Source organism: Candidatus Poriferisocius sp., from assembly GCF_965214065.1.
Classification (GTDB): Bacteria; Actinomycetota; Acidimicrobiia; order Acidimicrobiales; family Bin134; genus Poriferisocius.
Map to the genome: position 1 here is coordinate 696,932 of NZ_CBDCAT010000028.1, position 19,784 is coordinate 716,715.

Annotated in this window: 17 protein-coding genes; 13 read left to right on the plus strand and 4 right to left on the minus strand. The window is 64.0% G+C overall.

Going from position 1 to position 19,784, the window contains the following annotated elements; all coding sequences use genetic code 11:
• The first annotated feature begins 149 nt into the window (after nt 1-149).
• The 10 genes from ACOOGG_RS14660 (at nt 150) to ACOOGG_RS14705 (ending at nt 10,907) form a co-directional block, all read left to right on the plus strand.
• Nucleotides 150-1,253 carry a hypothetical protein gene (locus tag ACOOGG_RS14660; RefSeq protein WP_420436332.1) on the plus strand — a complete coding sequence of 368 codons (1,104 nt, stop codon included), beginning with the start codon at nt 150-152 and terminating at the stop codon, nt 1,251-1,253.
• Between the two features lie 534 nt (nt 1,254-1,787).
• Nucleotides 1,788-2,798 carry a recombinase RecA gene (gene recA / locus ACOOGG_RS14665; protein WP_420437619.1) on the plus strand — a complete coding sequence of 337 codons (1,011 nt, stop codon included), beginning with the start codon at nt 1,788-1,790 and terminating at the stop codon, nt 2,796-2,798.
• A 34-nt stretch (nt 2,799-2,832) separates the two neighbouring features.
• Entirely contained in the window at nt 2,833-4,245 is a 1,413-nt protein-coding gene (gene miaB / locus ACOOGG_RS14670; protein ID WP_420436334.1) for a tRNA (N6-isopentenyl adenosine(37)-C2)-methylthiotransferase MiaB, read from the plus strand.
• Nucleotides 4,212-5,159, plus strand: a complete 948-nt coding sequence (gene miaA / locus ACOOGG_RS14675; RefSeq protein WP_420436336.1) for a tRNA (adenosine(37)-N6)-dimethylallyltransferase MiaA — start codon at nt 4,212-4,214, stop codon at nt 5,157-5,159. Before miaB ends, miaA begins: the two co-directional genes overlap by 34 nt.
• Nucleotides 5,160-5,208: 49 nt before the next feature.
• Nucleotides 5,209-5,991, plus strand: coding sequence for a diaminopimelate epimerase (gene dapF / locus ACOOGG_RS14680; RefSeq protein ID WP_420436338.1), 783 nt, complete (start codon nt 5,209-5,211; stop codon nt 5,989-5,991).
• Entirely contained in the window at nt 5,984-7,294 is a 1,311-nt protein-coding gene (gene hflX / locus ACOOGG_RS14685) for a GTPase HflX (protein ID WP_420436340.1), read from the plus strand. The genes dapF and hflX overlap by 8 nt, the downstream gene beginning before the upstream one ends.
• 46 nt (nt 7,295-7,340) lie before the next feature.
• On the plus strand, nt 7,341-8,495 hold the full coding sequence (locus ACOOGG_RS14690; protein ID WP_420436342.1) for an aminotransferase class I/II-fold pyridoxal phosphate-dependent enzyme: 1,155 nt from the start codon (nt 7,341-7,343) through the stop codon (nt 8,493-8,495).
• 19 nt (nt 8,496-8,514) lie between these two features.
• Nucleotides 8,515-9,339, plus strand: a complete 825-nt coding sequence (locus tag ACOOGG_RS14695) for a 2,3,4,5-tetrahydropyridine-2,6-dicarboxylate N-succinyltransferase (RefSeq protein ID WP_420436344.1) — start codon at nt 8,515-8,517, stop codon at nt 9,337-9,339.
• Between the two features lie 120 nt (nt 9,340-9,459).
• Complete coding sequence (gene dapE / locus ACOOGG_RS14700; RefSeq protein ID WP_420436346.1) at nt 9,460-10,524, plus strand: succinyl-diaminopimelate desuccinylase; 1,065 nt, start codon at nt 9,460-9,462, stop codon at nt 10,522-10,524.
• A 104-nt stretch (nt 10,525-10,628) separates the two neighbouring features.
• On the plus strand, nt 10,629-10,907 hold the full coding sequence (locus tag ACOOGG_RS14705; RefSeq protein WP_420436348.1) for a hypothetical protein: 279 nt from the start codon (nt 10,629-10,631) through the stop codon (nt 10,905-10,907).
• A gap of 30 nt (nt 10,908-10,937) precedes the next feature.
• Here the strand turns inward: ACOOGG_RS14705 and ACOOGG_RS14710 are convergent, their stop codons facing one another.
• Entirely contained in the window at nt 10,938-11,672 is a 735-nt protein-coding gene (locus tag ACOOGG_RS14710; RefSeq protein WP_420436350.1) for a dihydrofolate reductase family protein, read from the minus strand.
• A 338-nt stretch (nt 11,673-12,010) separates the two neighbouring features.
• On the opposite strand from ACOOGG_RS14710, the gene ACOOGG_RS14715 reads away from it, so the two are divergent.
• The 3 genes from ACOOGG_RS14715 (at nt 12,011) to ACOOGG_RS14725 (ending at nt 17,616) form a co-directional block, all read left to right on the plus strand.
• Nucleotides 12,011-14,776, plus strand: coding sequence for a vitamin B12-dependent ribonucleotide reductase (locus ACOOGG_RS14715; protein WP_420436352.1), 2,766 nt, complete (start codon nt 12,011-12,013; stop codon nt 14,774-14,776).
• Nucleotides 14,777-14,870: 94 nt separating this feature from the next.
• On the plus strand, nt 14,871-15,965 hold the full coding sequence (locus ACOOGG_RS14720) for a Zn-dependent alcohol dehydrogenase (protein WP_420436354.1): 1,095 nt from the start codon (nt 14,871-14,873) through the stop codon (nt 15,963-15,965).
• A 31-nt stretch (nt 15,966-15,996) separates the two neighbouring features.
• The gene (locus ACOOGG_RS14725) at nt 15,997-17,616 is read left to right on the plus strand and encodes an alpha-amylase family glycosyl hydrolase (RefSeq protein ID WP_420436356.1); all 1,620 of its coding nucleotides are present in this window, start codon (nt 15,997-15,999) and stop codon (nt 17,614-17,616) included.
• Between the two features lie 12 nt (nt 17,617-17,628).
• On the opposite strand, the gene ACOOGG_RS14730 is transcribed toward ACOOGG_RS14725, so the two are convergent.
• From ACOOGG_RS14730 to ACOOGG_RS14740, 3 genes are read right to left on the minus strand one after another with little or no spacing between them, the layout of a single operon-like run.
• Nucleotides 17,629-18,513, minus strand: coding sequence for a 3-keto-5-aminohexanoate cleavage protein (locus tag ACOOGG_RS14730; protein WP_420436358.1), 885 nt, complete (start codon nt 18,511-18,513; stop codon nt 17,629-17,631).
• Between the two features lie 15 nt (nt 18,514-18,528).
• Nucleotides 18,529-19,314 (minus strand): SDR family oxidoreductase, encoded by a 786-nt coding sequence (locus ACOOGG_RS14735; protein ID WP_420436360.1) that lies wholly within the window; start codon nt 19,312-19,314, stop codon nt 18,529-18,531.
• On the minus strand, nt 19,307-19,765 hold the full coding sequence (locus tag ACOOGG_RS14740; protein ID WP_420436362.1) for a nuclear transport factor 2 family protein: 459 nt from the start codon (nt 19,763-19,765) through the stop codon (nt 19,307-19,309). The genes ACOOGG_RS14735 and ACOOGG_RS14740 overlap by 8 nt, the downstream gene beginning before the upstream one ends.
• Nucleotides 19,766-19,784: the final 19 nt, after the last annotated feature.

Sequence of the window (19,784 nt, forward strand, 5' to 3'; positions counted from 1 at the left end):
CCAATCCATCGAGGGAATCTTCCCTCAAATCTGCAAAAAACACAGACAATGGTGGTTCCAGCTTCCGTTGGGGCTACTGGCTGACAGCAGTCGTCTTTCTAGTGGGCTCAATCTTTGGCCCCAGTTGTGCATCAAGTACAAATGACTCCATGGAGTCATCAACACCTGATCCAACCCCTCAACAGACAGATATGGCACGACCTCTAGAAATAGAGGTTCCAATCTTGGAAGAAGAGGAGACAGTCACACAAGAAGAGGTTATTCAACCTCAACCAACAGCGACGACCATGCCTGTGGAGACACCAACACTAACACCCACTCCTCAACCAGAGGAAGAGGTCATCGAAGAGGAAGATACAACTGAGGAGTCTGAAGTAACTGAGGATGAGACTGACACAGATACTCAAATAGATCCAATTCCTGAAGACACTGACGTAGAAGACGTCCAAGGAGAATCTTCTACCTCAGACGATGACGAAAGTCAACAGCCTGATCCAGTAGTCGAAGAGGAAGAGGAAAAGCCTGTTCATGTAGTCTCAATCCCTGGTAACTGGGCGTCTCTGAGCTTGAATCAACAGTTGATGCTTAATCCGTATCAATGTACTCCTAACAATAATGGAGTGATTCTGTTTTCAAGTACAGATGCCACTTGTCTAGCAGGTAGCCCGTCAGCCTTGACGGGTAACATTATTCCAGAGCTTGGTGATGATATCCCAGTGGATGACACTTCAGAAGCTCCAGAGGAAGAAGAGGTTGTTGAAAAGCCACCTCCTCCACCTCCGCCTGAGGAAGAGTCTGACAGTAGTGCTGATATCATGCCTACACCTGAGAATGGTCGTTGTCCGAATGGCTGGTTCAGAGTACAGGGAACAGATGTCGATTACTGTTTCTTGGTTGTTGAATTCACTTCGTACAATGATATCTGTCCAGAAGGTTTTACGTGGACTGACTGGGATATGTGTCAAGATGTTGACAGATTCATTGATTGTTCAGATGATACAGTCATGGATGCTCAGCTACTGTGCTATGATCCTGCAATCTGGGGTGAATGTCCAGATGATCTGGCATTAGATTTCTTGGGTTACTGTCAGGGTTATTCACATGATGGTGAGTGTCCAGCTGGTTGGGCATTAGATCCTTGGAATTATTGTCGAGATCAAGATCCGGCAAGAAACGATTATTGCGAGAATGATGATCTGGCATTAGATCCCTGGGGTAATTGTTACCAACCTGAATTTCTCGAAGATTCTTGACACGTCGCCCAAGCCAATCGGGATGAGGGTCATCATCTAAGTTGTGCTTTCTAGCTCAAAGTACAGCAACAGGTTGCTACTCCCTCCTTGCTTTCAAACAAGTGAGGGGGTAGTGACCTATATATTAAAGAATACACTATTAAAATTTAAATTTTTTTACTTTAGCTCAGGGGGAGTATCCCTCGTGCGCGGGCATCTAGTCTTACTTCAGTAAATCTAGATGCCCGCCGGCGGTGGGGGCGGCTGCCGTCGGCGTTGGGACAATCGGAGGCATGCTGGCGCGATCTGCCTCCACCGCTTGCGGGGCGCGGCGTTGAGCTGGTGGTCGCGGCCCCGGGTGCTGTGGCGTTGCCTGCGGAGTGCCGGGGGATGGGTGCTTGTGGAATTTCAGCGATGTAACTAGAGTGTCGCTGGTGGGCGGCGACCAACTGTCACTGGTCGTCTTTAGAGTGTGGCTCGACATTCCCCCGAATAACCCGTAGCCACGAAACACGACCTGAAGGAGGAGTTGTGGAGCGAGAAAAAGCATTGGAGATGGCCCTAGGCCAGATTGAGAAGCAATTCGGCCAAGGCGCCGTCATGAAGATGGGCGAGAAGGGCACCATGGCCATCGAGACCACCCCTACCGGGGCATTGGCTCTCGATCTGGCGCTGGGCGTCGGGGGGCTGCCCCGGGGCCGGGTGGTGGAGATCTACGGCCCGGAGTCCTCGGGCAAGACCACTTTGGCGTTGCACGCAGTGGCCGAGGCCCAGCGCAACGGGGGCATCTGCGCCTTCGTCGACGCTGAGCACGCCCTCGATCCGGTTTACGCCAAAGCCATCGGTGTGGACGTGGACGAGCTGTTGATCTCTCAGCCCGATACCGGCGAACAGGCCCTGGAGATCACCGACATGTTGATCCGGTCGAGCGCACTCGACGTGATCGTCATCGACTCGGTGGCCGCCCTGACTCCCCGGGCCGAGATCGAGGGAGACATGGGCGACACCCATGTGGGCCTCCAAGCTCGCCTCATGTCTCAGGCCCTGCGCAAGCTCACCGCTAACTTGAACAAGTCCAAGACGGTGTGCATCTTCATCAACCAGCTTCGGGAGAAGATCGGTGTGATGTTCGGCTCCCCCGAGACCACCCCTGGCGGTCGGGCTCTGAAGTTCTATTCGTCGGTCCGCCTCGACATCCGCCGCATCGAGTCCCTCAAGCAGGGGGTGGATGTGATCGGCAACCGCACCAGGGTGAAGGTGGTCAAGAACAAGGTGGCCCCGCCGTTCCGGCAGGCCGAGTTCGACATCATGTACTCCAAGGGCATCAGCCGGGAGGGCTCGCTGCTCGATGTGGGCGTCGACCTCGACATCGTCGAGAAGTCCGGGGCTTGGTTCACCTACGAAGGCGAGCATCTAGGCCAGGGCCGGGAGAAGGCCAAGATGTTTTTGGCCGAGCATCCCGAGATCATGGTGGAGATCACCGATCGGGTGTGGAACGCCGTGAACCCCTCAGCCGAGGAGGAAGCAGCCCCTGAAACCGAGGAGCCGGTCGCGCAAACTGGCTAGGAGGCTGTTGGCAGCCGACGGGTAGCCTGACGAGGTGAGCCGCAGCTATTTCATCCGTACCTACGGGTGCCAGATGAACGAGCACGACACCGAGCGCATCGCCGGGCTGCTGGAAGCCGACGGGATGACCTCGGCCGACGCCATGGAGTCGGCCGACGTCATCGTGTTGAACACCTGCTGCATCCGCGAGAACGCCGACAACAAGCTCTACGGCCAGCTCGGCCACCTCAAACAGCTCAAACAGGCCCGCCCAGACATGCAGATTGCCGTGGCGGGCTGTCTGGCCCAGAAAGACCGGGAGCTGATCAGGGAGAAGGCCGGCCACGTTGACGTGGTGTTCGGCACCCACAACGTTCACCGGGCCGCCGAGTTGATCGGTGCCGCGTCCGAAGGGCCCATTGTGGAGATCCTGGAGGCAGCGGTCGAAGACGACCGCGACAGCTTCCCCTCGGCGTTGCCGGTGCGCCGCGACGCCCCCTATGCGGCGTGGATGACCATCCAGGTGGGCTGTGACAACTCGTGTGCCTTTTGCATCGTGCCCGCGGTTCGGGGGGCGGAGATCAGCCGCCCGCTCGACCTGCTGGTGGCTGAGGCCGAAGAACTGGCCGATGGCGGAGTCACCGAGATAACTCTGTTGGGCCAGAACGTGAACTCCTATGGCCGCGATCTCCAGCGGGAACGCCGCCAGGCCGGCGAGCGGGTGCCGCTTCGCCCGCTGTTCGCCGACCTGTTGCGGGCTATCGGCGCGGTGGACGGCATTGAGCGAATCCGGTTCACCAGCCCCCATCCCAAAGACCTGCGCCCCGAGACCATCGAGGCCATGGCCGAGGTTCCCGCCGTCTGCGAGCATCTTCACCTGCCCCTGCAATCGGGCAGCGACCGGGTGCTGGCCGCCATGCACCGGGGCTACACCGCCGAGCGATATCTGGAGCGGCTGCGGGCCGCCCGAGACGCAGTGGACGACCTGGCGGTGTCCACCGACATCATCGTGGGCTTTCCCGGCGAGACCGAGGACGATTTCGAGCAGACGCTGCTAGTGGCCGCCGAGGCCCACTACGACTCGGCGTTCACCTTCGTGTTCTCTCCCCGTCCCGGTACCGAGGCCGCCGAAATGGCCGATCGGTATTGTGATCCCGATGAGGTGAAGGACCGCTTCGAGCGGCTCCGGGCTGTGGTAGAGCGCTCCAGCCGCCGGGGGAATGAGGCCCGCGTCGGGCACCGGGAGGAAATTGTGGTGGAAGGCCCGTCGAAGAAGGACCCCACCGTGCTCACCGGCCGGACCCGCCAGAACCGATTGGTCCACTTCCCGTCGCCCCAGAAGCTGAAGCCGGGAACCTATGCCACTGTGGACGTGACCGAGGCGGGTGCCCATCACCTGCGGGGCGAGTTGGCCGAGGTCACCGCGCCCCCCCGGTGGCGCACCCGAATCCCGGTGGCCGCGCTCTGAGCACGCTGGCCATCGTCGGGGTCACGGCTACCGGCAAATCGGCGGTGGCACTGGCCATCGCCCGCCTCCTGGGAAGCGCCGAGATCATCTCGGTGGACTCAATGCAGGTATACCGGGGGATGGACATCGGTACCGACAAACCCTCGGTAGAGGCGCGCGCCGAGGTGCCCCACCACCTCATCGACGTAGCCGATCCCTCTGAGGATTACTCGCTGACCAGGTTCCAAGCCGCGGCCCGTCAAGCCCGGGCCGACATCGCCGACCGAAATCGCATGGCGATGCTGGTAGGGGGCACTGGGCTCTACCACCGGGCGGTGATCGACAATCTGGACATCCCGGGCCGATTTCCCGAGGTGGTTGTCGAATTGGAGGAAGAGCCCGACACCGGCGCATTGCATCGCCGTTTGACAAAGCTCGATCCGCTGGCCGCATCCCGCATGGAGCCGACCAATCGGCGGAGGATCGTGCGGGCCTTGGAGGTAACGGTGGGCAGCGGCCGACCGTTCTCCTCCTACGGGCCGGGCTTGAGCGAGTACCCGCCCTGCGACATCGCCCAGATCGGCCTATGGCGGCCCCGAGACGAGGTCGACCGCCGCATCGAGCAGCGCTATCACCAGCAGGTGGAAGCTGGCTTCTTGGCTGAGGTGGAGGCGCTGGCCTCCCGGGCCTGTCCACTGTCGCGCACTGCCTCGCAGGCCCTGGGCTACAAAGAGCTGTTGGCCCATCTCAACGGCCAGATGCCATTGGACGAGGCGGTGGCGCTGGCCATTACCCGCACCCGGAAGTTCGCTCGTCGCCAGGAGCGGTGGTTCCGCCGAGACCCCCGCATTGTCTGGTTGGACGCCGATGCTGAGGCCCAAACGCTGGCTGCTGAGGCGCTGACCCGGCTTGAGCAACACCGGTCCGACGCTTGAAATCGAAATGGTGCGCGGCGAGACAGGCAGAACTTGCCAGACTAAGGCGATGCAGCTGACCAAGCACCACGGCTTGGGGAACGACTTTTTGATTGCGTTGGCCAACGCGCTGCCCGCTGATGCTCCCGCGTTGGCCGAGGCGGTGTGCCATCGCACTCGGGGTGTAGGTGCCGACGGTTTGATTTTCGGCTTGCCCGGGGATGCTGAGGCCGGCACCAACGTCACCATGGTGCTGTTCAACGCTGACGGAAGCCGGGCCGAGATGAGCGGCAACGGCATCCGCTGCTTGGCCCAGGCGGTTGTCGCACGAGGCGGGTGCGGTGTGGAGTTGCGGATCGGTACCGATGCCGGACTTCGCGTTGTGAGCGTCGAGCCCTCCGATGACCCTTCCGTCATCCAAGCCCGCGTAGATATGGGGCCGGTGAGCGCCGGCCCAGCACTGGGGGAAATCGGCTATCCCGACGGGCTGCGATTCACGACCGCCGATGTGGGCAATCCCCATCTGATCATTCATATACCCGACGTCCACGCTATTGATGTGGCTGCTGACGGCGAGAGGTTGTCCCGGCTCGCCAGAGGAGTAAATGTGGAATTCATCAGCCCGCGTCCGGGCGGCGAAGGTATCGAACTACGGGTATGGGAGCGAGGTGTGGGGGTAACAGAGGCGTGCGGGACTGGCGCGTGCGCCGCCGCCCAAGCAGCCCATGATTGGGGTTTGACCAGCCAACCAGTCTTGGTGTCGATGCCCGGCGGCAACGTCATCGTGGAGTTGGGCGACACCGCCGTGCTGATCGGCCCTGCGGAGTACATCGCGGCGGTGGACTATGGCTGACAAGGACTCCCACCGAGGCGGATTTGGCACCCATGGCGGGGAGTCGGGCGCGTTCATCGAGCGGGCGTTCCGAGAGAAGATCGTGTTGGTGGGCGTCACCCTGGACGACGGCGATGTAGCCCGCACCGACGCCGATCTTGACGAGCTCGCCCAGCTCATCGACACCGCGGGGGCCGATGAAGTAGGCCGGGTGGTCCAGCGCCGCCGCGCCCCCGATCCGGCTACCTTCATCGGCAAGGGCAAGGTCGACGAGATCTTGGAGGTGAGCGAGCAGGTTGATGCCGACACCGTGGTGTTCGATGATGAGCTGAGTCCCGCCCAGCAGTTCAACTTGGAGAAGATCCTCGGTCGCACCGCCATTGACCGCACGGCGGTGATCCTCGACATCTTCGCCCAAAACGCCAGCAGCCAGGAGGGCCAAGCCCAGGTGGAGCTGGCCCAGCTCCGCTATCGGCTGCCCCGACTGCGTCGGGGCCGGGGGTTCAGCCAGCAGGCCGGGGGGATCGGCACCCGTGGGCCGGGAGAGACACAGCTGGAGGTAGACCGCCGACGCATCCAGCGGCGCATCCACAAACTTGAGGCCCAGCTCCGCAACATCAAAAAGAACCGCAGCGTGCAGAGCCGAAGCCGCCAGAGGTCCGCCCAGAGTGCAGTCACCATCGTGGGCTACACGAACGCGGGCAAGTCTCGGCTGCTCAACCGGCTCACCGACTCGGGTGTTTTGGTGCAGAACCGGCTGTTCGCCACCCTCGACGCCGCTACCCGGCGTTTGGAGCTGCCCGGCGGGGAGAGGGTGCTGCTCACCGACACCGTCGGGTTCATCCAGAAGCTGCCCCACCAGTTGGTAGAGGCATTCCGCTCCACGCTCGACGTGGTGACCGAGGCCGATTTGTTACTGCATGTAGTGGACGCCGCCGGGTCCGATCCCGACGCCCACATCGCCGCCGTGCGCCAAGTGCTGCGGGAGATCGGCGCAGGAGACGTGCCCGAGCTCTTGGTGTACAACAAATGCGACCTGCTGGCCGGCAACGAGATCCTCCTGGGAGCCAACAAGGACACCATCATGATCTCGGCGGCCACTGGGGAGGGGACCGACAAGCTGCTGGCCGCCATGGCCGACGAGCTGCGGTCCTCTGCGGTCATCGTCGAGCTGCTCGTGCCCTATGCCCGGGGTGAGGTGCTGGCCGCAGTACAGCGGGCGGGACACGTGCTGACCACCGATAACGAGGACGAAGGCTACCGGTTGCAGGCCCGCCTAGATGCGGCCTCGGCTGCCCGATTGTCTGAGTGGGTGGTTGGATGACGCCGTTGCGACTGTTGCTGCGCCCGGTGGAATTCCGGGTCTCTGAATGGGTGGTCGGGTAGTGGCTGGTTTCGTTCCTCCTCCCTATCCCTACGATCGACTCGACGAGCTGCGAGCGATTGCCGACCCTTTCGACGGCGGGTGTGTCGACCTGTCGGTGGGCGCGCCGTCGGATCCGCCCTCGTCGGCGGTGGTTGATGCGCTGTCGGCCTCTGGCGCCGAGCGGGGCTATCCGGCGTCGCTGGGTTCGGCTGCTTACCGGGAGGCGGCGATGGGCTGGTTGGCCCGCCGATTCGGCATCGACACCTCCGGGGTCGCCATAGCCGGCTGTGTGGGCACCAAGGAGTTCGTGGCATCCGTTCCCCATTATCTGAAGCTGCGGGATCCCAGCCGCGACACGGTGCTGTACCCCGCCATCTCCTATCCGACATACGCCATGGGAGCGGCGTTGGCCGGCTGCCGGGCCGTCCCGGTGCCGGTAGACGCGCAGTGGTGCCTCAACCTCGATGCTGTGGATCCAAACGATGCCGCTCGCGCCCTGTGCCTGTGGGTCAACACGCCCGGCAATCCTGCCGGTGGACTCGAAGACCTTGCGGTAATCGCGCAATGGGGGAGGGACCGCCGGGTGCCGGTGTTCAGCGACGAGTGCTATATCGAATTCACCTGGGGAGCCGATGCCGGTGCCAGCATCCTTCATCACGGTGACAGGGGGGCGATGGCGGTGCATTCCTTGTCGAAGCGGTCGAACATGGCCGGTATCCGGGCGGGGTTCTATGCCGGCGATGCCGAGCTGGTGGGCTATTTGTCCGAGGTTCGCAAGCACGCGGGGATGATGATTCCCGGACCTGCGCAGGCTGCTGCGGTAGCCGCATTCAATGACGACGCCCATGTCGATGCCCAGCGGTCGGTCTACACGTCTCGCCTGAACCGCCTGCGAGCGCTTTTTTCGGGCTATGACCCGGAAGTAGCCCTGCCCGGAGGCGGGCTGTATCTGTGGGTGGCGTCTCCCGACGGCAACGGCTGGACTCTGGCCCGCCGGGTGGCCGAGGAAATGGGGGCATTGGTCAGCCCGGGCGAGTTCTACGGCTCAGCAGGGGCTGGCCACGTCAGGGTGGCCGCGGTGGCCCCCGACGCTCGGATTGACCTGCTTGAACAGCGTATGGCGGCCTATCAGAGGGATACCGTGGGGAAATGGCAATGAGCATTGCGAGGTTGAACCAATGAGCGATCTGCAAGCCCAGATCGAGGCGCTTTGGGCTGACCGGACCCCGATTACTGACGGCGATCCCGAGGCCCGGGCCGCGGTGACCGAGGCCATCGACCTGCTGGACACCGGGGCTGCCCGGGTGGCCGAGATGGGCGACGACGGCGATGTCGTGGTCCACCAGTGGCTCAAGCAGGCCATCCTTTTGCTGTTCTCCATGGCTCAGATGGAGACCATGGAGCTGGGACCGTTCGAGTACGCCGACAAGATTCCCCTCAAGTCCGACTACCAGTCTGCTGGCGTGCGGGTAGTGCCAGGGGCGTCGGCCCGCTGGGGCTCGTTTCTGGACCGGGGCGTGATCATGATGCCCAGCTATGTGAACATCGGCGCCCGGGTGGGGGCCAACACCATGGTCGACACATGGGCCACCGTGGGTTCGTGCGCCCAAATCGGTGCCAATGTGCACCTGTCGGGCGGTGTGGGCATCGGCGGGGTGCTGGAACCTCCCCAAGCCGTGCCCGTCTTCGTGGGCGACGATTGCCTGGTGGGCAGCCGCTGCATTGTGGCCGATGGTGCCCGCTTAGGAGACGGAGTCGTGTTGGGCGCGGGGTGCGTGCTCACCGGCTCGATCCCCGTCATCGATGCCGCCACCGGCGAGGAGTTGGACCGCGGCTCAGTCCCCGACTGGACGGTGGCGGTGTCGGCCACCCGGCCCCGGCAATTTGACGGGGGCACGTTCGGCATGCCCTGCGTGTTGGTGATCAAGCATCTTGAACCCGGCGAACGCCATGACAAGGCCCAGTTGAATGCCGTGCTACGGGACCACGGAGCAGCTACGTAGGCATGGCTTATCCACACGCTGACCGTTTTGAGGGCTCCTCCGCTGCTGGCTTGTCGGAGAACCTCGATGAGGCGTGTCCATGACGACCCATTTGTTGGCCCAACGTTGGCAGATGCATTTATGACTACCGACCTGCTGGTCAAGACCGCTGAGTTGATCGATGTGGCCTCGGTGTCCTACCAGGAGGCCGTAATTGCCGAACTCATCGAGGCCAGGTTGAAGGCCGTGCCTGGGCTGACCGTGGATCGCGTGGGTGACAACGTGGTGGCCCGGACCGATCTCGGGCGGCCTCGGCGGGTACTGATCGGCGGCCACAGCGACACGGTGCCTCCCAACAACAACGAGGTCGCCCGCATCGACGGCGACGTGGTATGGGGTCTCGGCGCCGCAGATATGAAGGCGGCTCTCGCAGTCATGCTGGAATTGGCCGCGTCAGTTGCCGAGCCCACGGTCGATGTGACGTGGCTGTTCTACGCCCGCGAAGAAGTGCGTATTGCCGACAGCGGGCTTCGGGAGATCTTCGACGCCCGCCCCGACCTGTTGGCTGCCGACGTGGCTCTGTTGGGGGAGCCTACCGGGGGAGCGGTGGAGGCCGGCTGCCAGGGGTCGATGCGGGCGGTGGTGACGTTGACCGGGGCCAGGGCCCACACCGCCCGGCCGTGGATGGGGGTCAATGCCATTCACCGTCTGGGTTCACTGTTGAGGTTGGTGGAGGCGTATGAACCTCGTACGCCGGTGATCGACGGGTGCCAATATCGGGAGTCGCTTCAGGCAGTGGCGGTGACGGGCGGGGTGGCCGGCAATGTGGTGCCTGACCGCGCCGAGGTCACCCTGGGCTATCGATACGCACCCGACCGGAACGGTGCTGCCGCCGAATCCGCCCTGCGAGAGTTGTTGCTTCCTGTGCTGGGCAACGACGACCACTTCGAGGTGACCGAACACGCACCGGCCGCTTCGCCGGGCCTGGGTCATCCGTTGTTGCAACAACTGATCAAAGACAACAACCTGGAAATCAAGTCCAAGCTGGGGTGGACCGACGTGGCCTTCTTCGCCGAGCGGGGGATTCCGGCGGCCAATTGCGGGCCTGGAGATTCGACGCTGGCCCACACTGCTGAAGAGCGGGTGGACCGAGCTTCAGTCGAGGCGTATCGGCGCTGTCTGGAAACGCTTCTGACCGCCGACTGAAGCACTGCGCGGGCATTGGTAAAACACCAGCCTGGTAGCCATTGTTGGCCTGCTAGCCGACAAACTGTCACCGTGGTCTGGACAATGGCCGCATGGCTATACCTATGTTTGATCAACCAATGGCTCGTCCCGCATTGGTGTTGGTGTCTGACGACTTCCGTGAGTCGCCGTTGTCCCGGCGATTGCCGGCCAAGGTGTATTGGTTCCGAAGGGCGCTGACCGTGTCCGCCTTGTTTCTCTTTCTGTGGGCTAGTTCGTTGCTGGCCGCCAAGCTCCACTGGTCGCTGTCCCCCGAGGCTCCGGCCGCGGGGCTGTCTCCATTAGAACCGGCCTATGTGATCGCGGGCGACACCGCCCTGCCAGTCAGCTCCGCCAGCCGCTGACAAGCCGGGAGGGGTGGCAGCAAGGGTCATTCAATGATTGAGATAGCGCAAGAACAGGGTGTGGCCCTGGGCCAGTACCCGCACCAGCCGGAGCCGGTCGAGCCGGGGAGGGGCGCCTTGGACCATCCGAGGAGTGTCGCCGCCGGCCAGCGTCGGCGAGATCGTCCAGCACACCTCGTCCAACAGCCCGGCAGCCAAGAGCTGCGCGTTGAGGCCGGGACCGCCTTCGGCCAATACCACCCGGGCGCCCTCTTGGCCTATCCGGCGCAAGACCTCGGTCAAGTCCACGCGCTCAGCTCCCAGGCGGTGGACTGCGGCCACCGCTTCGGCTTTGGCCAGCCGATCAGCGGGCGGGTCGGCCACAGTGAACAGCATCGGCGGGGGATGGTCGTCGAACAGCGGGGCGGCGAAGTCCAGATCCAGCGAGCGGCTCACCACGGCCAGGCACGGTCTCGGCGCCTGGCTGCGGTTCGCTCTGCTCTCGGCCGCCTCAGGGCGGGCCTTGGGCGGCCCGTAGCCCTCGCGCCGCACCGTCTCTGCCCCGACCAGAATCACGTCGGCCACCGCTCGGATGGCCGCGAACACCTCGCGGTCCTCGGGGCTCGACAAGCCCCCGGACACGCCGCCGCTCGCCGTTGCGCCATCCGCGGAGGTGACCATGTTCAGCATCAGCCAAGGGCGGTCAGGGTGCGGATTGCGGCTGTCAGACGCATACAGGGCGACCGGGTTGACGTCGGAGACAAACCGAGGGAGCAGCTGATCCACCTGCCGCCGACCGTAGCAGGCGACTCGGTCCAGCGAGTCTCCAGAAATTCACCTGATATCCACAGGGAATCCCTATTCCCCTTCTTACTGTCCACAGGCTTCATACTCTACGGTGATTTACTGCTGCGGCGTGAGGGGCCGGAATGGTGGCTGACGCCGACGACCATAGTGGGGTTCAGGCGACTCCTTGGGGGGTTCAGCCCGCCGTTTGGGCGGATTGGCATGCCTCTTGATGAGGTCCCTTTGACCTGGCCGCTCACGCCGCAGCCTCAATCGACACCGCTAGAATACGAAGGTGGAATGCGCCTAACAGAGCCGCATTCCTTTGAGGAGTGCTGATGGCTCTGGCATCTGATCGCACCAGGATCGGCTTGAGCCGCTACCACAGCCGCGCCGATGTCCATCCCTATGACGAGGTTGAATGGCACCGCCGCGACGCCCGAATCACCGCCGCCGACGGCAAGGTCGCCTTCGAGCAGACGAATGTGGAGTTTCCGGTTGACTGGTCGGTCAACGCGGGCAACATCGTGACCCAGAAGTACTTCCGGGGCGGGTTGGGAACCTCGGAGCGGGAAACTTCCTTGCGCCAGGTCATCGACCGCGTAGTGGACACGTTGGTGGCGTGGGGCACCGAGTCGGGGCATCTGGCCGAGTCGGAGGAGGCTGCGGCGTTTGCCGACGAGCTCCGCTGGCTGCTGGTCCGCCAGCGGGCGGCATTTAACTCGCCAGTCTGGTTCAACCTCGGGGTTTCCGGTGCCGTGCCGCAGTCATCCGCCTGTTTCATCCTGTCGGTAGACGACACCATGGAGTCGATTCTTGACTGGTACGGAGAGGAGGGCCGCATCTTCAAGGGCGGATCGGGGGCCGGCGTCAACTTGAGCCGGATCCGGTCCCGGCGGGAGCGCATGAGCGGCGGAGGCGCCCCCAGCGGGCCGGTGAGCTTCATGCGGGGTGCCGACGCCTCGGCCGGCACCATCAAGTCGGGGGGTAAAACCCGTCGGGCGGCCAAGATGGTTGTGCTCGACGCCGACCACCCCGATGTGGCCGAGTTCATCTGGTGCAAGGCCATCGAAGAGCGCAAGGCCCGGGCGCTTCGGGACGCCGGGTTCGATATGGATCTCGACGGTGCCGATGTCCACTCCATCCAGTACCAGAACGCCAACAATTCAGTGCGGCTGAGCGATGAGTTCATGTCGGCGGTGGTCGATGACGGCGAGTGGCATCTCACTGCTCGCACCACCGGTGAAGTGGAGGAGACAGTGTCGGCTCGGGGCCTGCTGGCTCAGATCGCGGAGGCCGCCTGGGAGTGCGCCGACCCCGGGGTGCAATTCGAAACCACCATCAACCGGTGGAACACCGCGGCCAACACCGGTCGCATCACCGCCAGCAATCCCTGTTCGGAGTACCTCCACTTGGACAACTCGGCCTGCAATCTGGCCAGCTTGAACCTGCTGTCGTTTATTGAAGACAACGGAAGGTTCGACGTGGAGGGATTCAGCGCGGCGGTTCGGGTGATGACCGTCGCCCAAGAGATCTTGGTCGGCCCTTCGCACTATCCCACCGAGCAAATCGGGGCCACCACCCGCCGATTCCGCCAACTGGGCTTGGGCTACGCCAACCTGGGGGCCGCGCTCATGGCCCTGGGCCTGGCCTACGACTCTGACGAGGGCCGGGGCCTGGCCGCCTCGGTCACCGCGCTAATGACCGGCGTGGCCTACGAGACGTCGGGGCGCATGGCCGCCCGCCTCGGACCGTTCGAGGGGTTCGCCGAGAATCGGGAACCAACCCGGCGGGTGCTACGCATGCATCGGGATGCGCTCAGCCGGCTGGAGGGCGAGCCGGCGCCTCCGGAGGTGCTGGAAGCGGCCCGAGCCGCGTGGGACGACGCGGTGGAGTGGGGGGACACGGTCGGTGTCCGCAACTCGCAGGCCACTGTGCTGGCTCCCACCGGCACTATTTCGTTCATGATGGACTGCGACACCACCGGCATCGAGCCAGACTTGGGTCTGGTCAAGACCAAGAAACTGGTGGGGGGCGGCACCATGCCCATCGTCAACCAGACGGTGGATCGGGCGCTGCACCGGCTGGGCTACAGCCCGGCTCAGGTCGCCGACATCGAGGCCTATGTCCACGAGCGAGGCTCGGTGGTGGGCGCCCCTCACCTGAATGCTGCCCATCTGCCGGTGTTCGCCTGCTCTATGGGCGACAACGTGATCTCGCCCAGCGGACATGTGGCCATGATGGCCGCCGTGCAGCCCTGGCTCTCGGGGGGCATCAGCAAGACGGTCAACGTCCCCGAGGACACCGAGGCGGCTGAGGTAGAGAAACTGTTCGTGGATGCCTGGCAGATGGGGGTCAAGGCCCTAGCCGTGTACCGGGACAACTGCAAGGTGGGCCAGCCGCTGTCGGTAACCGACTCTGGCAAAGCCGCGTCTGAACATGTCGCGGTAACCGATGCCTCGGCCACGCAGCCCGATCAGGTCTCGCCGGCTGAACCGGAGTCGGCGCAGCCCGAGCGGCGCCGCCTGCCCCGGTCTCGCACCAGTCGCACCTTCGAGTTCCGGGTGGCCGACTGCAAGGGCTTCGTCACGGTAGGGGAGTACGAGGACGGCAGCCCCGGCGAGATCTTCATTCGGGTGTCCAAGCAGGGTTCCACGCTGGCCGGGGTCATGGACTCATTCGCCATGGCGGTGAGCCACGGCCTGCAATACGGGGTGCCGCTGCGGGCCTATGTGGATGCCTTCACCGGCATGCGTTTCGAACCGGCCGGGATGACCGACGACTCCGACATCCGTATTGCCACCAGCCTCATCGACTACCTGTTCCGCCGCATGGCGGTGGATTACCTAGACCCGGACGAACGGGTCGGCTTGGGGATCTACACCACCGACGAGCGGATTCAGCCCACCCTGCCCGGAGTGGAGGAACAGGTGCCGATTGCCGTGCACGGCGAGATCGTTGAACCCGATCCACCGTCGCCCTACACCAGACAGATCCCCTTGGATGCCCACGCCCCGGTCTGCTTTGACTGCGGTGTGCTTATGGTCCGAGCCGGAAGCTGCCACGCCTGCCCAGACTGCGGATCAACGTCTGGCTGCTCCTGACTTCAGTCTCGTGGCCGCTCCAGCTTCGGCATAGGAGCAACCCTCGTTGGTAGTTTTACGGAGCTTGCCATCGGGTCAGGCAGGGGAGGAATCGATGAGAGCAGCGCTGTTTTTGGATGGCCAAGATGATCTAGTGGTAGACGAGGTGGATGTCGCCTCGCCGATCGGCAACGAGGTGATGGTGCGGACCGCGGCCTCGGGACTGTGCCACAGCGACCTGCACTTCATGGAGACCGATGGGTGGGTGGTGCCCCGTCCCATCGTGTTGGGCCACGAGGCTGCTGGGGTGGTAGAGGAGGTGGGGCCAGATGTGAGCGAGGTGCAGCCCGGCGACCACGTGATCTGCTGTTTGTCGGTGTTCTGCGGGCGCTGCGAGGTGTGCTTGAGCGGCCAGCCTTACCTGTGCGTGCGAAGCCGCACGGAGTGCGTCCGCTCCTCGGAAGAGCCTGCCCGGCTATCACGCGGCAGCCAGGAGGTGTTCCAGTTCGCCAACCTCTCGTCGTTTGCCGAGCTGATGCTGGTGCATGAGAACGCAGTGGTGAAGGTGCGAGACGAAATGCCGCTGGACCGGGCCGCGCTCATCGGCTGCGGGGTTACCACCGGCACCGGGGCGGTGTTCCGCACCGCCGGGGTGGAGCCTGGCTCCTCAGTGGCGGTGATCGGCAGTGGCGGGGTTGGCATGTCGTCGATCCAAGCCGCCCGCATCTCCGGGGCAACCACGATCATCGCCGTGGACCTCGAGCCCCGAAAGCTGGACACTGCGTTGCGCCTAGGCGCCACGCACGCGGTCAATCCCGCCGACGGCGACCCGGTTGAGCAGGTTTTGGAGTTGACTGGCGGCGGAGTGGACTACTCCTTTGAGGCCATCGGTTTGGCGCTCACCGCCCAGCAAGCGTTCGGGATGATCCGCCGGGGGGGAACGGCCACAGTGATGGGCATGATTCCCCCGGGAACCAAGGTGGAGATCGAGGGGCAGGAGCTGTTCATGTCCGACAAGCGACTCCAGGGGTCGCTGATGGGCTCCAACGTTTTTCGGGTGGACATGCCCCGCCTCGTCGACCTCTACCTCGACGGCCGCCTGATGTTGGATGAGATGGTGTCGGCCACCATCACCCTCGATGACGTGAACGACGGCTTTGCCGCCATGAAGGCCGGCGATGTGGTGCGCAGCGTCATCGCCTTCAACTGAGCTCGTTTATCTCCCCGATAGACAGGAACATATGAACATGGCCCAAAGCAGCCATCGCTGGTGGGATCGCGAGGTGGGCTATGAGGTCTATATCCGGTCGTTCGTCGACGGAAATGGAGACGGGATCGGCGATTTCCCCGGCCTCACCGAAAAGCTGGACTACTTGGCCTGGTTAGGGGTCGGCATCGTCTGGATCACCCCCTTCTACCCGTCGCCTATGTGCGATTTCGGCTACGACGTGGCCGACTACACCGGGGTCGACCCCCTGTTCGGCACGCTGGACGACTTTGATGCCTGCATTGCCGAGGCCCATCGGCTGGGACTCCGAATGCTGATCGACTTGGTTCCCAACCACTCTTCCGACCAGCACCCGTGGTTCCAAGCCTCTCGGGCCGATCCCGATAGCCCCATGCGGGGCTATTACCACTGGCGGGACCCAGCCCTGGGCGGTGGCCCCCCCAACAACTGGATATCTCACTTCGGCGGACCGGCCTGGACTTACGACGAGGCCACCGAGCAGTACTACCTGCATCTGTTCTTGCCCGAGCAGCCCGATCTGAATTGGTCCAACCCCAAACTGGTGCGGGAATTCGACGATGTTTTGGCGTTCTGGCTGGATCGCGACGTGGATGGGTTCCGGGTGGACGTGGCCCATGGTCTGGTCAAGAACATGCTCATGCCCGACAATCCGCAGCGATTTCCGATTACCCCGGACATGAGTCCCCGTCAGGCATTCGGCTGCTATGACCATCGTTACGACCTCGATCAGGCGGGTACCACCGCCATCTACCGCCGCTGGAGGGCCGTCGCTGAGCGGTATGACGCCCTGCTGCTGGGGGAGGTCTACCTGAGGGACAACAACCCCAATCAAGTGAGCCGGTATGTGGCAAATCAGGACGGGCTGCACCGAGCCTTCTATTTCGCCCCCATGCACACCCCCTGGGATCCGGTGGCCATGTGGTCCACGTTCCGAGACGCGCTGGACGCCGCACCCCGAGACTTGTCCTGGGCCATCAGCAGCCACGACGACCCCCGGGCGCCCACCCGGTTGGGAGGCGGTGAGCTGGGCCAGTCGAGGTCGCTGGCCTACTGCGTGCTGCTGTTCGCCTTGCCCGGCCTGCCATTCTTGTACCAGGGCGATGAGCTGGGCCTGGAAGATGTGGACGTGCCTCTGGATCGGTGCCTGGATCCAGTGGCCATCCGGAACCAGAACCCCGCCGATGGCCGGGACGCATGCCGCACTCCGATGCCGTGGTCACCGGGGCCGGCGGGAGGGTTCACCGATGGAGCCGAGACGTGGCTGCCCGTCGACCGAGCCGATGCCCACACGGTGTCGGCCCAGCAAGACGACCCGGGCTCGGTGCTCTACAAGTATCAGGAACTCCTCGCGGTGCGCCATGAGCTTGGCGACCTCCATGCCGGCGAACTGGAGTGGATGACCGACCGCGCAGCGGCAGTGATCGGCTTCCGGAGGGGTGACTGCGTGTGCGCCCTCAACGTGGCCGAAGTTGCCACCGACTTTCAGCTGCCTTCGGGAAAGTGGCGGCTGGCGTTCTCCTCTCAGCGGCCTGCCGGTGCGGTGGCCGAGGCGGCAATCAGCCTCGATGCCCCCGAAGGCGTTCTGCTGGTCCGCGTGCCGGACACAGCCTGACTCAGTCCAGACTCAGGAAATTGGTGCCAGGCCCAGCATCGCCCGGGTCTGGCCGACGGTGGCCAGCTGGGCTCCTGCCTCGGCGATGCAGCCGGACAGCGCCATCACCACATCTGCGTTGGTGGGAGTGCCCAGCTCCAGGTATGGATAGTCGCCCAGCCCGGCGATGAGATGGCCGCCCCGGGCGATCACCTCAGGGGCAAGGGGACGCAGGTCGGCGCCGTAGGCCAGACAGCCCCACACCGCCCGGCCGTCGTCGGGCAAAAAGCGGGTCATGGCGTCCAGCCCGTCCACCGTGGCCGGATGGCCCGACAGCCACGAGTCCGACAGCGTCACTTCGCCATAAGCTGGCGCGGCCAAGTCACCAGTGTCCAGAAACGCCGCCAGCAGCCGGGCCGATCCCACCGTCCACAGCGCGCCCATCGGCTTCATCCCGGTCTCAGCCGTGGCGGCCACCATCTCCCGAAGCGCCCGCAGCGGGGTGATATACACGATGTCGGGGTTGCCGAACGCCCTGGTCGCTGGGTCGTAGGGGTCGATGTTGAAGCTGCCCAAATCGATGGGGGCCAGCTCGGGCCGGGTTGCCTCATCGGCGGCCAATTCCAGCACCGGGGCCAGCCGGGCGTGGGGATCGGGCACGGTGGATGCCCCAAGGGTGGGCATGAGTATCAAGTCGCAGGCCTCGCGTACCCCCGAAACCACCGCGCCCAGCGTGTCGGCATCCCACACTGGCGCCCCGGTCGCGGGGTCCCTGCCGTGGAAGTGGTAGACCGACGCCCCCGCCTCGGCACAGGCCACCGCATCGGCGATCAGCTCCTCGATCGACCAGGGCACGTTGGGGTTGGCCTCCCGCCCGGTGTACTCGTTGGCCCTGACTTCTATGAACACTGGAGACATGAGCGGTACCTTCCCCTAGAGGGTGGTGGAGTAGCCGCCGTCCACCGGGATGACCGCTCCGGTGAGATACGACCCGCCCCGTCCCGACAGGAACACGGCTGCTCCGGCCATGTCCTCTGGTTGGCCCAGCCGGCCCAGAGCGGTGGCCTCCGCTATCTCATCGCCGAAATTGTCCAGCGTGTAGGCCATCATCTTGGTATAGAACGCCCCCGGGGCGATGGCGTTTACCGTGATATGGCTGGGCCCCAGCTTCTTGGCCAAGACCCGGGTCATATGGTGGACCGCGGCCTTGCTGGCCGAATACGAGTAGTTCTCAATGTCGGGGGCTTGGAGTCCCTGAATCGACCCCAGATTGATCACCCGGGCGGGGTCGTCAGCGGTGGCCGCCGCTTCCAGCAGAGGGAGCAGGGCCACGGTCAGCTGGAACACCCCCTTCACGTTCAGGTTCAGCACCTTGTCCCAGGCGGAGTCGGGGAACTCCCGCAAAGGCGCTCCCCAGGTGGCCCCGGCGTTGTTTACCAGGATGTCGAGCCGCTCAGTGCGCTCGCCCACGGCCTCGGCCAGGCCGTTGCAGCCCTGCTCGGTGGAGCAGTCGGCAGCGATGGCCTCCACGGGGCCGATGCCCGACAGCTCTGCTACCGCGTCGTCTAGCTGGTCTTGGCGCCGGGAGGAGATGATCACCCGGGCCCCCGCACCCAAAAGACCCTCGGCGATCATGGCTCCGATGCCCCGTCCGCCCCCGGTGACCAGGGCTATCTTGCCTTCGAGGTCGAACAGGTTGGCCGGGGTGAGATCAGTCATGGCCCAGTTCGAACAGCAGGTGGCGGCTCAGGTCGCCTAACTGGTCCACCAGCATGGTCCGCTGGTCGAACCACCACTCGCCGTCTATGCGGTGGAATGTGTCGTGGTAGCGGCCGGTGATGATGGGTTGCAGCGGGAAGTCGTCGAGCTGCTGGAAGACGGTGTAGTAGGAGCGGGCCGACCCGGTGCCGGCGTCCTCGTCGGCCTCGATGATGGCGTTGGTGGTGACGTGCTTCGTGTGGGGAGAGCCGTCGGGGTAAATCCGGGTAGAGCCCTGGTACATGGCCAGAACTTCGGCGCTGCCCGACACCTTCTGCTCAAGAGGCGTATCCGGGGCAGCGACGATGTGGCCGTGGGCGAAAAGGGCAGCCACCCCCTCCAGGTTGCCGGCGTCGATTCGCTCGGCATAGGTGTACATGAGGTTCTCAATCTGTCGTGCGCTGTCGCTCATGGGTTGAAATCTAATCAGA

Bases quoted from the DNA above. Each gene is read 5' to 3' on its own strand.
- ACOOGG_RS14660 (WP_420436332.1), top strand. From the start codon at position 150: ATGGAGTCATCAACACCTGATCCAACCCCTCAACAGACAGATATGGCA.
- recA (WP_420437619.1), top strand. From the start codon at position 1,788: ATGGCCCTAGGCCAGATTGAGAAGCAATTCGGCCAAGGCGCCGTCATG.
- dapF (WP_420436338.1), top strand. From the start codon at position 5,209: ATGCAGCTGACCAAGCACCACGGCTTGGGGAACGACTTTTTGATTGCG.
- hflX (WP_420436340.1), top strand. From the start codon at position 5,984: ATGGCTGACAAGGACTCCCACCGAGGCGGATTTGGCACCCATGGCGGG.
- ACOOGG_RS14690 (WP_420436342.1), top strand. From the start codon at position 7,341: ATGGGTGGTCGGGTAGTGGCTGGTTTCGTTCCTCCTCCCTATCCCTAC.
- ACOOGG_RS14695 (WP_420436344.1), top strand. From the start codon at position 8,515: ATGAGCGATCTGCAAGCCCAGATCGAGGCGCTTTGGGCTGACCGGACC.
- dapE (WP_420436346.1), top strand. From the start codon at position 9,460: ATGACTACCGACCTGCTGGTCAAGACCGCTGAGTTGATCGATGTGGCC.
- ACOOGG_RS14705 (WP_420436348.1), top strand. From the start codon at position 10,629: ATGTTTGATCAACCAATGGCTCGTCCCGCATTGGTGTTGGTGTCTGAC.
- ACOOGG_RS14715 (WP_420436352.1), top strand. From the start codon at position 12,011: ATGGCTCTGGCATCTGATCGCACCAGGATCGGCTTGAGCCGCTACCAC.
- ACOOGG_RS14720 (WP_420436354.1), top strand. From the start codon at position 14,871: ATGAGAGCAGCGCTGTTTTTGGATGGCCAAGATGATCTAGTGGTAGAC.
- ACOOGG_RS14725 (WP_420436356.1), top strand. From the start codon at position 15,997: ATGAACATGGCCCAAAGCAGCCATCGCTGGTGGGATCGCGAGGTGGGC.
- ACOOGG_RS14730 (WP_420436358.1), bottom strand. From the start codon at position 18,513: ATGTCTCCAGTGTTCATAGAAGTCAGGGCCAACGAGTACACCGGGCGG.
- ACOOGG_RS14735 (WP_420436360.1), bottom strand. From the start codon at position 19,314: ATGACTGATCTCACCCCGGCCAACCTGTTCGACCTCGAAGGCAAGATA.
- ACOOGG_RS14740 (WP_420436362.1), bottom strand. From the start codon at position 19,765: ATGAGCGACAGCGCACGACAGATTGAGAACCTCATGTACACCTATGCC.